11 protein-coding genes are annotated in these 13,892 nt (G+C 59.0%); 6 read left to right on the top strand and 5 right to left on the bottom strand.

Annotated elements, in window-relative coordinates; genetic code table 11:
* The first annotated feature begins 227 nt into the window (after positions 1–227).
* The 6 genes from QYH43_RS23280 to QYH43_RS23305 all read left to right on the top strand — a co-directional run bounded on the left by QYH43_RS23280 (position 228) and on the right by QYH43_RS23305 (position 9,854).
* A complete protein-coding gene (locus QYH43_RS23280; protein WP_095057135.1) occupies positions 228–1,568 on the top strand; it encodes an imelysin family protein in 1,341 nt (446 codons plus the stop codon).
* A gap of 237 nt (positions 1,569–1,805) precedes the next feature.
* A complete protein-coding gene (locus QYH43_RS23285; RefSeq protein WP_095057075.1) occupies positions 1,806–3,233 on the top strand; it encodes a di-heme oxidoredictase family protein in 1,428 nt (475 codons plus the stop codon).
* 27 nt (positions 3,234–3,260) lie between these two features.
* Positions 3,261–4,325, top strand: a complete 1,065-nt coding sequence (locus tag QYH43_RS23290) for an imelysin family protein (protein WP_095057074.1) — start codon at positions 3,261–3,263, stop codon at positions 4,323–4,325.
* Between the two features lie 14 nt (positions 4,326–4,339).
* Entirely contained in the window at positions 4,340–5,440 is a 1,101-nt protein-coding gene (locus QYH43_RS23295; protein ID WP_095057073.1) for a DUF1513 domain-containing protein, read from the top strand.
* A gap of 213 nt (positions 5,441–5,653) precedes the next feature.
* Positions 5,654–6,802: an efflux RND transporter periplasmic adaptor subunit gene (locus QYH43_RS23300; protein WP_301158203.1), complete on the top strand. Its 1,149-nt coding sequence runs from the start codon at positions 5,654–5,656 to the stop codon at positions 6,800–6,802.
* A gap of 13 nt (positions 6,803–6,815) precedes the next feature.
* The gene (locus QYH43_RS23305; protein WP_095057071.1) at positions 6,816–9,854 is read left to right on the top strand and encodes a multidrug efflux RND transporter permease subunit; all 3,039 of its coding nucleotides are present in this window, start codon (positions 6,816–6,818) and stop codon (positions 9,852–9,854) included.
* A gap of 173 nt (positions 9,855–10,027) precedes the next feature.
* Here the strand turns inward: QYH43_RS23305 and QYH43_RS23310 are convergent, their stop codons facing one another.
* The 5 genes from QYH43_RS23310 to colR all read right to left on the bottom strand — a co-directional run bounded on the left by QYH43_RS23310 (position 10,028) and on the right by colR (position 13,747).
* Positions 10,028–10,252 (bottom strand): hypothetical protein, encoded by a 225-nt coding sequence (locus QYH43_RS23310; RefSeq protein WP_095057070.1) that lies wholly within the window; start codon positions 10,250–10,252, stop codon positions 10,028–10,030.
* Between the two features lie 2 nt (positions 10,253–10,254).
* A complete protein-coding gene (locus tag QYH43_RS23315) occupies positions 10,255–10,968 on the bottom strand; it encodes a lipopolysaccharide kinase InaA family protein (protein WP_095057069.1) in 714 nt (237 codons plus the stop codon).
* 4 nt (positions 10,969–10,972) lie between these two features.
* On the bottom strand, positions 10,973–11,641 hold the full coding sequence (locus QYH43_RS23320) for a class I SAM-dependent methyltransferase (RefSeq protein WP_095057068.1): 669 nt from the start codon (positions 11,639–11,641) through the stop codon (positions 10,973–10,975).
* Between the two features lie 152 nt (positions 11,642–11,793).
* Positions 11,794–13,074: a HAMP domain-containing sensor histidine kinase gene (locus QYH43_RS23325; protein ID WP_095057067.1), complete on the bottom strand. Its 1,281-nt coding sequence runs from the start codon at positions 13,072–13,074 to the stop codon at positions 11,794–11,796.
* The gene (gene colR, locus QYH43_RS23330) at positions 13,064–13,747 is read right to left on the bottom strand and encodes a two-component system response regulator ColR (protein ID WP_095057066.1); all 684 of its coding nucleotides are present in this window, start codon (positions 13,745–13,747) and stop codon (positions 13,064–13,066) included. Before colR ends, QYH43_RS23325 begins: the two co-directional genes overlap by 11 nt.
* Positions 13,748–13,892 lie beyond the last annotated feature (145 nt).

The following is a 13,892-nucleotide window of genomic DNA, read 5'->3' on the forward strand; positions in this document are numbered from 1 at the left end:
AGCTTGCTCGCGATGGTCGTGAATGATGATGCGTTTAGCCTGAAAAAACGCGCTGTCCCCACGTTCATCGCGAGCAAGCTCGCTCCTACAGAGTGAGCTTGCAGCCCCATGAATAAGAAATATTTCCACCTGCAACCCTTTACACATAATGCGAAAGATTTGCATTATGTCGCAGTTTTGCGCTTAGACAGCGCCATACCACCCCTTATCGAAGCAGGATGTTCGCCATGATTCGTATGCCTCTGGCTACCGCCAGTCTGTTGGCCATCGCTATTTCCCTCGCCGGTTGCGGTGAAGGCAAAGACAAAGCTGCCGCTCCTGCACCAGCTGCCAGCACTGCTGCTGCTCCAGCCGCTGCACCTGCCGCTGCCGGCAAAGTCGACGAAGCCGCCGGCAAAGCCGTTGTCGCCCATTACGCCGACATCGTCTTCGCCGTTTACAGCGATGCCGAATCCACTGCGAAGACCCTGCAAACAGCCGTCGACGCATTCCTCGCCAAGCCGAACGCCGACACGCTGAAAGCCGCCAAGGCTGCCTGGATCGCAGCACGCGTTCCGTACCTGCAGAGTGAAGTGTTCCGCTTCGGCAACACCATCATCGACGACTGGGAAGGTCAGCTGAACGCCTGGCCATTGGACGAAGGCCTGATCGACTACGTCGACAAGTCCTATGAACACGCGCTGGGCAACCCTGGCGCTACCGCCAACATCATCGCCAACACGCAAATCCAGGTCGGCGAAGACAAGGTTGACGTAAAAGACATCACCCCGGAAAAACTCGCCAGCCTGAACGAGCTGGGTGGTTCCGAGGCCAACGTTGCCACCGGCTACCACGCCATTGAATTCCTGCTCTGGGGCCAGGACCTGAACGGTACCGGCCCAGGCGCCGGCAACCGTCCAGCTTCCGACTACCTGGAAGGCAAAGGCGCCACCGGTGGTCACAACGATCGTCGTCGCGCTTACCTGAAGTCTGTCACTCAGCTGCTGGTCAGCGACCTGGAAGAAATGGTCGGTAACTGGAAGCCAAACGTGGCTGACAACTACCGCGCCACTCTGCAAGCCGAACCGGTGGAAACCGGTCTGCGCAAAATGCTGTTCGGCATGGGCAGCCTGTCCCTGGGCGAACTGGCAGGCGAGCGCATGAAGGTTTCCCTGGAAGCCAACTCCCCTGAAGACGAACACGATTGCTTCAGCGACAACACCCACAACTCGCAGTTCTACGATGCCAAAGGCATCCGGAACGTCTACCTGGGTGAATACACTCGCGTCGATGGCACCAAAATGACCGGCGCCAGCCTGTCGTCCCTGGTGGCCAAAGCCGACCCGGCTGCCGACACGGCGCTGAAAGCCGACCTCGCAGCGACCGAAGCGAAGATGCAAGTGATCGTCGACCACGCCAACAAGGGTGAGCACTACGACCAACTGATCGCCGCCGGTAACACCGCCGGCAACCAGATCGTTCGCGACGCCATCGCTTCCCTGGTCAAGCAGACCGGCTCGATCGAAGCTGCCGCAGGCAAACTGGGCATCAGCGACCTGAACCCGGACAACGCTGATCACGAATTCTGATCAACGCTGACTGAATAAAAAGGCGACCTTCGGGTCGCCTTTTTTGTTCGCCGGAACACCACTAATCCTGTAGGAGCTGTCGAGTGAAACGAGGCTGCGATCTTCTCAACGGCAAGACCAACAGATCTCAACCTGCGCCACCGCCTACAAATCCAAGCAAACGATAATTCCTCTTATTCAAATTCCCCTGCCCTGTTAGACTTTGCGCCCTTGTTTTGCTCGTCTGCAGGATGTCTGATGCCCTCGCTGCTGCTTCGCTTGTCCGCACTGTTTCTGGCCTTGGGCCTGAGTGCCTGCGATGACGCCCCGAAATTCACCCAGGCCGAACCCGGCGAAGCCCGCTCCGGTGGCAGCGCGACCGTGCGCAAGACCGATCAAAATTCGTTTTCCCTGCCCTCCGCCAACCTCCCGCCGTCACGGCGCGTGGATTTCAGCGTCGGCAACAGCTTTTTCCGTAACCCGTGGGTGATCGCTCCGTCGACCACCACTGCACGCGATGGCCTCGGCCCGCTGTTCAACACCAACGCCTGCCAGGGTTGCCACATCAAGGATGGCCGGGGTCATCCACCCGAGCCCGGCGCACAGAACGCGGTATCGATGCTGGTGCGCCTGTCGATCCCCGATGCACCGGCCTACGCCAAGGTCATCGAACAAATCGGCGTCGTGCCCGAGCCCGTCTACGGCGGTCAGTTCCAGGACATGGCCGTACCCGGCGTGGAACCGGAAGGCAAAGTGCGGGTTGACTACACGCCCGTACCGATTCGCTTCAAGGACGGCACCGAGGTCGAATTGCGCAAACCGAGCCTGAACATCACCCGGTTAAACTACGGACCGATGCACCCGGACACCCGATTCTCCGCCCGCGTAGCCCCACCGATGATTGGCCTCGGCCTCCTTGAAGCAATCCCCGACGAGGCGATCCTGGCCAACGCGCAGGCTCAGGCCAAGGCGAACAACGGCATCGCCGGGCGCCCGAACCGGGTCTGGGACGATGCACAGCAAAAAACCGTTCTCGGACGATTCGGCTGGAAAGCCGGGCAACCCAATCTCAATCAACAAAATGTTCACGCGTTTTCGGGTGATATGGGCCTCACGACCAGCCTGAAACCCGTTGATGACTGCACCGACACGCAAATCGCCTGCAAACAGGCACCCAATGGCAACGGCCCGGATGGCGAGCCGGAAGTCAGTGACAACATCCTGCGCCTGGTGCTGTTCTACAGCCGTAACCTCGCCGTACCCGCCCGCCGTGATGTCAGTGCACCGCAAGTGTTGGCCGGCAAGAGCCTGTTCTATCAGGCCGGTTGCCAGTCCTGCCACACACCGAAATACACCACCGCAACCAACGCTGCCGAACCTGAACTGGCCAATCAAGTGATTCGTCCGTACAGCGATCTGCTGCTGCATGACATGGGCGACGGCCTGGCCGACAACCGTACCGAATTCCAGGCCAGTGGCCGCGACTGGCGCACCCCGCCGTTGTGGGGCATTGGCCTGACTCAGGCGGTCAGCGGTCACACGCAGTTCCTGCACGACGGCCGCGCCCGTAATCTGCTCGAGGCCGTGCTCTGGCATGGCGGTGAGGCGGCAGCGGCGCAGCAACAGGTTTTGTCTTTCAATGCCGAGCAGCGCGCTGCGTTGCTGGCGTTTTTGAATTCCCTTTAACACGCATTCCTTCAGCGGGAGCCCGACATGTTCCGTCCCAAACTGCTATTCACCAGCCTTGCCGCCCTTGCGCTGGGCGCCTGTTCGCCCCAGGACCCGCAAGCGGTCACGTCGGCAGCCATCGCCAAATCGGTGATCCTGCCGACCTACACCCGCTGGGTTGAAGCCGACCGCCAACTGGCCGTCAGCGCCCTCGCCTATTGCGAAGGCAAGGAAACCCTGGACACCGCCCGCGCCGACTTCCTGCACGCACAAAAGGCCTGGGCCGAATTGCAACCGCTGTTGATCGGGCCACTGGCTGAAGGCAACCGTGCATGGCAAGTACAGTTCTGGCCGGACAAGAAAAACCTCGTCGGCCGTCAGGTCGAACAACTGGTCACCGCGCAACCGCAGATCGATGCGGCTGCACTGGCCAAATCCAGTGTCGTGGTGCAGGGTCTGTCGGCCTACGAATACATCCTGTTCGACAGCAAGCCTGATGTGGCCAACGCTGAGCAGAAAGCCAAATACTGCCCGCTGCTGATCGCGATTGGCGAACGTCAAAAGCAATTGGCTGAAGAAATCCTGAAAGGCTGGAACAACACCGACGGCATGCTCGCGCAGATGAGCAAGTTCCCGAACCAGCGCTACGCCGACTCCCACGAAGCCATCGCTGATCTGCTGCGCGTACAAGTGACCGCCCTCGACACCCTGAAGAAAAAGCTCGGCACCCCAATGGGTCGTCAGACCAAGGGCGTCCCGCAGCCGTTCCAGGCCGATGCCTGGCGCAGTCAATCGTCCCTCGCGGGCCTCGAAGCCAGCCTTGCGGCCGCCAAAACCGTCTGGGAAGGTGTGGACAACAAAGGCCTGCGTGGTCTGTTGCCGAGCGAGCAGAAGCCATTGGCCGACAAAATCGACGCTGCCTACGCCGCCGCACTGAAACTGTTCGCCAGCAACAAGCGCTCGCTGACCGACTTGCTCAATGACGAGGCCGGTCGCCAGCAGCTCAACGAGCTCTACGACAGCCTCAACGTTGTCCATCGTCTGCACGAAGGCGAACTGGCCAAGGCGCTGGGCATCCAACTGGGCTTCAACGCCAACGACGGTGACTGATGAGGGCGACTGCCATGCTGCGACGCCAGGCTCTGACATTAGGTAGTTTGCTGCTGGGTGCGATGACGCTGGGCGGCTGGAAGCTGTTCCGGCAAAAGGACCAAAGCCCGCTGCTGCTTTCAGCGCGGGACGATACCGACGGCAAGCATTACGCCGTGGGTTATCGGCTGGACGGCACCCAGGTGTTTGCCACCCGGGTCGGCCAGCGTTGCCACGACATCATCAACCACCCGACGCTGCCGATTGCGCTGTTTGTCGCCCGTCGCCCTGGCACCGAGAGCTACCTGGTCGACCTGCGCGACGGTGCGCTGCTGCAAACCGTAACGTCGCAACCGAACCGGCACTTCTACGGTCACGCGGTGATTCACCAGAGCGGCGACTGGCTGTACGCCACCGAAAACGACACCACCGATCCGGGTCGCGGTCTGCTCGGGGTGTACAAATTCGAAGGCGAACGGCTGGTGCACAGCGGCGAGATTTCTACCCATGGCATCGGCCCGCATCAGGTGTCGTGGATGCCCGACGGCGAAACCCTGGTGGTGGCCAACGGCGGGATTCGTACCGAGGCCGAAAGCCGGGTCGAGATGAATCTCAACGCCATGGAACCGAGCCTGGTCCTGATGCAACGCGACGGCACCCTGCTGAGCAAGGAAACCCTCGCCCAGCAGATGAACAGCGTGCGTCACCTGGGGATTGCCAGTGACGGCACCATCGTCGCCGGGCAGCAATTCATGGGCGCGGCCCACGAATCGTCGGAGCTGCTGGCGATCAAGCGCCCCGGCCAGCCGTTCGTGGCGTTCCCGGTGCCTGAGCACCAGTTGCAGGCCATGGGGCATTACACCGCCAGCGTCGCGGTGCACAGTGACTTGCGCCTGGTGGCGTTGACCGCGCCACGGGGCAATCGCTTTTTTATCTGGGACCTGGACAGCGGCGAAGTGCGCCTGGATGCGCCGCTTCCCGATTGCGCCGGGGTCGGCGCAGTGGCCGATGGCTTTGTCGTGACCTCGGGTCAGGGACGTTGCCGCTACTACGATTGCCGTCAGGAAAACCTCGTCGCCAAACCCCTGGAACTGCCGGCAGGGCTCTGGGACAACCATCTTCACCTGATGACCTGAACCTGCTGCAACGCCTTACCTAAATACGCTCAGTAGGAGCTGGCTTGCCAGCGATGGCTATCTTGAGAACTGCACCGCGCTCAAGGGCTTCTTCGCCAGCAAGCCGGCTCCTACAGATCGAGGAAAACCGGAAAAACATCGATTGGATTCCCCCTCCCAGTCGCGGTAATGTGCCCCACTGTCTCACCTGATTTTCTCCAAGGAACTGGAAATATGCTGCGTCGCCGCATGCTGATCATGTTGGGTGTTGTTCTGCTGATTGTGCTGGTGCTGGCCGCTTACAAAGCCTTCTCGATCTACACGATGATCCAGGGCTTCTCCGCACCGAAACCGCCTATCAGTGTCGCCGTGGCCACGGCTATCGAACGTCCGTGGCAAGCCCGGCTGCCCACGGTTGGTACCCTGAAGGCGCTGCAAGGTGTTGACCTGAGTCTGGAAACCGATGGCACCGTCATTGATGTGCAATTCGAGTCAGGACAGAAAGTAAAGGCCGGTCAACCCATCATCCGGCTCGACAGCGCCGTGGAAAGCGCCCTGCTGGAAACCGCCCTGGCCGATCTTGGACTGGCCCAGGTGGATTACAATCGCGGCAGTCAACTGGTGGGCAGCGAGGCCATTTCCAAGGGCGAGTTCGACCGGCTCTCCGCGGTCTATAAAAAGAGCAAGGCTTCGGTCAATCAACTCAAGGCCGCACTGGGCAAAAAGAGCATCCTCGCGCCCTTCAGCGGCACCATCGGCATCCGTCAGGTGGACGTCGGCGACTACGTGGCCAGTGGCACCATGATTGCCACGCTGCAAGATCTCAGCAGCCTGTATGTCGACTTTTTCATTCCCGAGCAGTCAGTGCCGAGGATTGCCGTGGGGCAAGCGGTGCAGATCATTGTCGCGTCCTATCCGACGCAGGTGTTCCCCGGCACCATCAGCGCAATCAACCCGAAAGTCGAGAACAGCACCCGTAACGTGCAAGTGCGCGCGAAACTGGCCAACCCTGATGGCAAGTTGTTGCCGGGGATGTTCGCCAGCCTCCAGGTGTTGCTGCCCGCCCCGCAGCTTCGCATCGTTGTCCCGGAAAGCGCCATCACCTACACGCTCTATGGCAACTCGGTGTATGTCGTCACCCAGAAGAAGGCCGAAGACGGCAGCCTTGAAAAAGACGACAAAGGCCAGCCGGTACTGATCGCCGAACGGCGATTTGTCGAAACCGGCGAGCGCCGTGATGGCCAGGTGATGATCACCAAAGGCGTGCAGAACGGCGAAAAAGTGGTGACGGCCGGCCAGATCAAACTGGACAACGGTGCGCACATTGCCATCAGCGATGACAAGACTCTAGGCGAGAAGAACAGCCCGCCACGCGCGGACTGATCAAGGAATCCCCATGGCCTTTACCGACCCGTTCATCCGCCGCCCGGTTCTCGCTACCGTGGTCAGCCTGTTGATTGTGCTGCTGGGCTTTCAAGCCTGGAGCAAGCTGCCGCTGCGTCAGTACCCGCAGATGGAAAACGCCCTGATCACGGTGACCACCGCTTACCCCGGGGCCAACGCCGAGACCATTCAGGGCTACATCACCCAGCCGATGCAACAGAGCCTGGCGAGCGCCGAAGGCATCGACTACATGACCTCGGTCAGCCGACAGAACTTTTCGGTGATATCGATCTATGCCCGCATCGGCGCCAACAGCGACCGACTGTTCACCGAACTGTTGGCCAAGGCCAATGAGGTGAAGAATCAGCTGCCACAGGACGCCGAAGACCCGGTGCTGAGCAAAGAAGCGGCAGACGCTTCGGCGCTGATGTACATCAGCTTCTTCAGCAAGGAACTGAGCAACCCGCAGATCACCGATTACCTGTCACGGGTGATCCAGCCGAAGCTGGCGACCCTGCCCGGCATGGCCGAAGCCGAGATCCTCGGCAACCAGGTGTTTGCCATGCGGCTGTGGCTGGATCCGGTAAAACTGGCCGGATTCGGCCTGAGTGCCAGCGACGTGACCAACGCCGTACGCCAATACAACTTCCTCTCCGCCGCCGGTGAAGTGAAAGGCCAGTATGTGGTCACCAGCATCAACGCCAATACCGAGCTCAAGTCCGCCGAAGCTTTCGGGGCGATTGCGCTCAAGGTCGATGGCGACAGCCGTGTGCTGCTGCGCGATGTAGCACGAGTGGAGATGGGCGCAGAAAACTACGACACCATCAGCTCCTTTGGTGGCACTCCCTCGGTGTACATCGGCATCAAGGCCACACCTGGCGCCAACCCGCTGGAAGTGATCAAGGAAGTACGCAAGATCATGCCGGACCTTGAGGCGCAGTTACCGCCGAACCTCAAGGGTGAAATCGCCTACGACGCCACTCTGTTCATCCAGGCCTCGATCGACGAAGTGGTGAAAACCCTGTTCGAAGCGGTACTGATCGTGATCGTGGTGGTGTTCCTGTTCCTCGGAGCCCTGCGTTCGGTGGTGATTCCGGTGGTCACCATCCCCTTGTCGATGATCGGCGTGATGTTCTTCATGCAGATGATGGGCTACTCGATCAACCTGCTGACCTTGCTGGCGATGGTGTTGGCCATTGGTCTTGTGGTGGACGATGCCATCGTGGTCGTGGAAAACATCCACCGCCACATCGAAGAAGGCAAGACACCGCTGGATGCAGCCATTGAGGGTGCCCGGGAAATCGCCATGCCGGTGGTTTCGATGACCATCACCCTGGCGGCGGTGTATGCCCCCATCGGCTTCCTGACCGGTCTCACCGGTGCATTGTTCAAGGAGTTCGCCCTGACCCTGGCCGGAGCGGTGGTGATCTCCGGCATCGTCGCACTGACACTGTCACCGATGATGTGCGCCCTGCTGCTGCGCCACGATGAAAACCCCAGCGGGCTGGCTCATCGCCTCGATGTGATTTTCGAAAGTCTCAAGCGCCGCTACCAAAGCATGCTGCATGGCACCCTGAACACCCGACCAGTGGTGTTGGTGTTCGCAGTCATCGTGTTGTGCCTGATCCCCGTACTGCTCAAGTTCACCAAGTCGGAACTGGCACCGGACGAAGACCAGGGCATCATTTTCATGCTGGCCAATGCGCCACAACCCACCAACCTCGACTACCTGAACACCTACACCGACGACTTCATCAACATCTTCAAATCGTTTCCCGAGTACTACTCATCGTTTCAGATCAATGGTTTCAACGGTGTGCAGTCGGGGATTGGCGGCTTCCTGCTCAAACCGTGGAACGACCGCAGCCGCACGCAGATGGCGATCCTGCCGGAGGTCCAGGCCAAACTCGAAAGCATTCCTGGCCTGCAAGTATTCGGTTTCAACCTGCCCTCGCTGCCGGGCACCGGCGAAGGGTTGCCCTTCCAGTTCGTCATCAACTCCGCCAACGACTACGAGTTATTGCTGCAAGTGGTCGACCGGGTGAAGAAACGGGCGATGGAGTCCGGCAAGTTCGCGTTCGTCGACGTCGACCTCGCGTTCGACAAACCTGAAGTAGTAGTAGACATCGACCGCGCCAAGGCTGCGCAGATGGGTGTATCGATGCAGGACCTGGGGGGAACGCTGGCCACGCTGCTCGGTGAAGCCGAAATCAACCGATTCACCATTGAAGGTCGTAGCTACAAAGTCATCGCCCAGGTCGAACGACCCTTTCGCGATAACCCTGAATGGTTGAACAACTATTACGTCAAGAACACAAAAGGCGAGTTGCTGGCCTTGTCCACCCTGATCACCGTCACCGACCGCGCACGTCCACGACAGCTGAATCAGTTCCAGCAACTCAACTCGGCCATCCTGTCCGGGGTGCCGCTGGTGAGCATGGGGGAAGCCATCGACACCGTGCGCCAGATCGCCAGTGAAGAAGCGCCCGCCGGCTTCGCCTTCGACTACGCCGGTGCATCGAGGCAGTACGTTCAGGAGGGTAGCGCCTTGTGGGTCACGTTTGGCCTGGCATTGGCGATCATCTTCCTCGTGTTGGCGGCCCAGTTCGAAAGCTTCCGCGACCCATTGGTCATCCTGGTGACCGTGCCGCTGTCAATTTGCGGCGCATTGATTCCGCTGTTCCTGGGCTGGTCGAGCATGAACATCTACACGCAGGTCGGTCTGGTCACGTTGATCGGACTGATCAGCAAGCACGGGATTCTGATTGTTGAGTTCGCCAACCAGTTGCGCAAGGACAAGGGGCTGACTGCCCGAGAAGCAGTAGAGGAAGCCGCAGCCATTCGTCTGCGTCCGGTGTTGATGACCACTGCCGCGATGGTATTCGGCATGGTGCCGTTGATCATCGCCACGGGCGCGGGTGCGGTCAGTCGGTTCGACATTGGCACGGTGATCGCCACTGGCATGTCGATTGGCACGCTCTTCACTTTGTTTGTATTGCCGTGCGTGTACACGTTACTGGCCAAGCCCGATAAACCTGAGACGAACACATAGCCTCGTGGGAGCAAGCTTGTTCGCGATAGTGGTGTATCAAGTCAATGTTTTTATTGAATGTGATGCCGTCATCGCGAGCAAACTCGCTCCTACAGGGGATGTGCAGGACGAAAAACTGCGCCAACAAAAAAGGCCTCGCATTAGCGAGGCCTTTTACTTGGGCTTCAATCTGGTCAACTTTCCGGCCTCATTCCTTGAGAAAGTCCGAACATGAACAGCAACAAATCATGATCGGGCCGGGTGGCCACAGATGCCTTGGCAATCCGTGGCATACGATGCTCATCTGCATGGGCTGAGCTGAGAATCTGGGTGCGTGGTTGCTCCCAGGCTGCCAGCGCAATCGACGCAACTGCCAAGGCTCCTACCAAAAACAAACCTCGTGCAATTTCGAGTTTCATTGCTATAAACCTTTGATAGCGCTGCCAAACGCCGTCTCATAAAAATAGACGAGTTTTTCCCAGTCCGTCGCACTGAACGACGAGTGGCGACGCAGTTGCTTCATGTCATGGGCAGCAGCGCGATAGGCGGTCAAGCGCTGTCGGCACTTCTCCAGATCGATCAGGGCAACCTCGACGTTGGCCGAATCGCCCTCACCGGTCACACGAACGAATACGTGCTTGATGTAAATGCAGCTGTGTTGCCAACGGCCCTTGTGCATGCGCGCCAGATTCTCGGCCAAGTCCTTCAGCACTCGATCATGCACCGCTTCACCGTGACGCTCGCGACCACCGCCAGCGTACCAGTGCTGGACTTCCTCGAAGCCGTCCAGCGACTTGGTCACCAACAGCGCGCGCCATTTATGGACCGGATCGCGCTGTGCGCCGCAAAAGACGATGTGTGGAACGCGAACACCCAGTGCGCTCACACCAGTGAGTGCATCACGCTCACGCAACACCGTGGGCCGACCAAACGGATACAGCCAGCTACGATGGACGTGCCCGGTCTGACGCTTGACGTAGAGCAACTGACCGTCTTGGTCTGTGACTCGCTGAACACCACTCTCCCCACCGCGACGGACGTTGGGTTCTTCCACCCATTCACCGCGCTGATTCCAAAAGTAATCGAAGCGATCCAGGGAGGGGACTTCCGTTTCTGCTGCACACTGCACTGCCATCGTGTTACCTCTTGCGCAATACGTAAACTCGCCACATGGCATAGAGCGGTATGAAGTCCAGTTGTTCCTGGATCCGGAAGCCCGCCTGCTCAAATTCCTTTTCTACGGTAGCGGCTGGTAACACAAAACGGTTTTGGTAACCTGCCTGAGCACGGGATTTCTCGGCGCGCTTGCGTTTCCATGCTTTGAAATTGCCATCGACCCACAACGAAAGGATCACGCTATCCCGGGAAACACGCTCGAACTCGCGCAAAATGGTCAGTCGATGCTCGGCTTCACCGATGTGGTGGAGCAAACGCATGCAAAAGATGCTGTCGACGGCGTTATCCGGCAAGCCGATGTCAAACGCAGAAGTGTGCAAGGGTTGTACCCGTTTCACGACATCGGCAGGTTGAGACTGGGTGGCGATCTTCAACATGGACTCTGAATTGTCGGCGCCGATGATCACACGGTTGGGCTTTTCCGCCAGCATGGGCCAGAACCGTCCCGCACCGCAGGGTAAATCGAGGACAAGGCCCGGCTCGCCGACCAAAGACAAAGCTTTGCGACCCATTTGAACGTCACGCCAGTGAGACAAGCGACGACCGAGTCCATCCTTATGCTTGAGCAAATAGCGTTGCGCGTGCTGATCGTCGTACTTCTCCGAAAAATCGAGTTTGATCGGGCCATCCATTATCACAGTCTCCTGAAATTCTGATGACAACCACAGTAGGTAGAGGCGTGTCAGCGTCAGGTCATGCGTTTGTGAAAAAAATGTTAGGAAAACCTCAATTCATTACAAGGTTTTTCAGAGAAAAATCAATTCATGGCCTGAACCCATTGAGATTAGGCCTCAATTCGAATCAATTCCACTTCAAAACGACAGCCATGGGGTTCCATATTTGCCAGGCTGACGCTCCAGCCCTGGTTTTCACAGATCCGCTGCACGAGCGACAGACCAAGCCCCAAACCTTCCCCGCGCTTCTCGCTTCCGCGCACAAAAGGCTCGAACATCGCTTCACGTTTTTCCTCAGGAATGCCAACACCGCTGTCTTCCACCAAAAACCCGGTGGCGGTCAGGGTCAGTTGGATGAATCCGCTCTCTGTGTAATGCAATGCATTACGTAGCAGGTTGCCCATCACCGCTTGCAACAGCGTCGCGTTGTAACAAATCGGCGGCGGGTCTGCGGATTCAAAAAGCAGCTTCAACCCCTTGGCTTCGATCGGCTCACGCCATAGACCGAGCAGGCCGTCCGCCACTTCGCTCAGTGTCTGCTGAGGCGACATACTGGCATCTTCACGCTGAGCGCGAGCCAGCATCAGAAAGGTTTGCACCAGCTCGCGCATCTCTTCGCACGCCCGAGCGATCCGCTCGACTTGAGCACGGCCGCGTAGATCGAGACCGGGATTTTCCAGCAACAATTCGCAGGAACTGGCCAGAACCATCAACGGGGTGCGCAGTTCATGGCTGACATCACTGGTAAACAGGCGCTCGCGAGACAATGCCTGGCGCAGACGCCCGAGGGTCGCGTCAAATGCCACGGCCAATTCGCCGACTTCGTCGGCGGCGTAATCCGGTGCCAGTGGAGGCGCCAGACCTAACAGCTGATCGCGATGGCGCACTTGACGAGCCAGACGCACCACCGGCGCCATCACTTTGCGCGCCAAAACCCAGCCGAGAAACACGGCCAGCGCCAGGCTCAACACGAAACCTACCAACACAATCGCAAACAGCACCCGCTCGCGCTCTTCGAAGTCGCTTTGATCCTGCAACAGCACGTAATGCCGACCATCGACAATTTCGACCATCGCGTGGTACGACAGATGGTCGCGAAAAACTTCATGAAAGCCCGGGACCAGATGCCGCAAATCCTTTGGCAGGTCAAAGTCACCCGGCCCGCCGCTGAAATAGAACAGTTGATCCGGCTCGGGACGATGGCTCCAGTCCGAGACGCTGTCCATCAGCAACAACCGCTGCAAATCGCCGCCCAGGCCGGCCGAAATCAGTTTTTCTTCAACCAGGTGCACCGTCGCGATGATGCCCATGGCAAAGGCGCCTGCTACCAGAGCGCTCATCAGTGCAAAAGCAATGATGATCCGCTGGGAAAGGCTCTGTCTAAACTCCATCACGGCCCTCGGCCAAGCGGTAACCCACACCGTGTACGGTTTGCAGCAGCGGTTTGGCGAACGGCTTGTCGATCACCTGGCGCAGTTGATGGACGTGGCTGCGCAAGCTGTCGCTGTCCGGGCAGTCATCGCCCCACAACGCTTCTTCGAGAATTTCACGGCGCAGCACGTGGGGGCTTTTCTGCATCAGCACGGCCAGCAACTTCAGGCCCACGGGGTTGAGTTTCAGTAGACGCCCTTCGCGGGTGACCTCCAATGTGTCGAGGTCGTAGCTCAAATCGCCGACCTGCAAGGTGCGACGCCCGCCCCCTTGGGCTCGGCGCATGACCGCTTCGACCCGCGCCGCCAGTTCAGACAGGGCGAAGGGTTTGATCAGGTAATCGTCTGCACCGGACTTGAAGCCTTGCAGACGGTCGTTCAGTTGATCGCGAGCCGTGAGCATGATCACCGGCGTGTCACGACGGGCATCCTCTCGCAGGCGTTTGCACAAGGTGTAACCGTCGATGCCGGGCAACATGATGTCGAGCACGATCAAGTCGTAGTGCTCGGTAGCCGCCAGATGCAAGCCCGACAGTCCGTCCTGCGCGCAATCCACGGTGTAGCCTTTGAGCCCCAGATAATCGGCCAGGTTGGCGAGGATATCGCGGTTGTCTTCAACCAATAGAATTCGCATGGGCATCTCTCCGTACACAGTAACGGCCGTCTTGGCCCGCGCAGCTTAAGGCCAAGTTCGGCTCACGGCTAGGACTGAGTGAAGCTCAAAAATGTGGAAACTGACCGGCTACGGCCTTAACAAGTTTTTCACTGTCGATTCACAC

Source organism: Pseudomonas sp. C32 (genome assembly GCF_030417915.1).
In the GTDB taxonomy this organism is placed as follows: domain Bacteria; phylum Pseudomonadota; class Gammaproteobacteria; order Pseudomonadales; family Pseudomonadaceae; genus Aquipseudomonas.

Bases quoted from the DNA above. Each gene is read 5' to 3' on its own strand.
- QYH43_RS23290 (WP_095057074.1), top strand. From the start codon at position 3,261: ATGTTCCGTCCCAAACTGCTATTCACCAGCCTTGCCGCCCTTGCGCTG.
- QYH43_RS23285 (WP_095057075.1), top strand. From the start codon at position 1,806: ATGCCCTCGCTGCTGCTTCGCTTGTCCGCACTGTTTCTGGCCTTGGGC.
- QYH43_RS23280 (WP_095057135.1), top strand. From the start codon at position 228: ATGATTCGTATGCCTCTGGCTACCGCCAGTCTGTTGGCCATCGCTATT.
- QYH43_RS23325 (WP_095057067.1), bottom strand. From the start codon at position 13,074: ATGGAGTTTAGACAGAGCCTTTCCCAGCGGATCATCATTGCTTTTGCA.
- QYH43_RS23320 (WP_095057068.1), bottom strand. From the start codon at position 11,641: ATGGATGGCCCGATCAAACTCGATTTTTCGGAGAAGTACGACGATCAG.
- QYH43_RS23305 (WP_095057071.1), top strand. From the start codon at position 6,816: ATGGCCTTTACCGACCCGTTCATCCGCCGCCCGGTTCTCGCTACCGTG.
- QYH43_RS23295 (WP_095057073.1), top strand. From the start codon at position 4,340: ATGCTGCGACGCCAGGCTCTGACATTAGGTAGTTTGCTGCTGGGTGCG.
- QYH43_RS23310 (WP_095057070.1), bottom strand. From the start codon at position 10,252: ATGAAACTCGAAATTGCACGAGGTTTGTTTTTGGTAGGAGCCTTGGCA.
- colR (WP_095057066.1), bottom strand. From the start codon at position 13,747: ATGCGAATTCTATTGGTTGAAGACAACCGCGATATCCTCGCCAACCTG.
- QYH43_RS23315 (WP_095057069.1), bottom strand. From the start codon at position 10,968: ATGGCAGTGCAGTGTGCAGCAGAAACGGAAGTCCCCTCCCTGGATCGC.
- QYH43_RS23300 (WP_301158203.1), top strand. From the start codon at position 5,654: ATGCTGCGTCGCCGCATGCTGATCATGTTGGGTGTTGTTCTGCTGATT.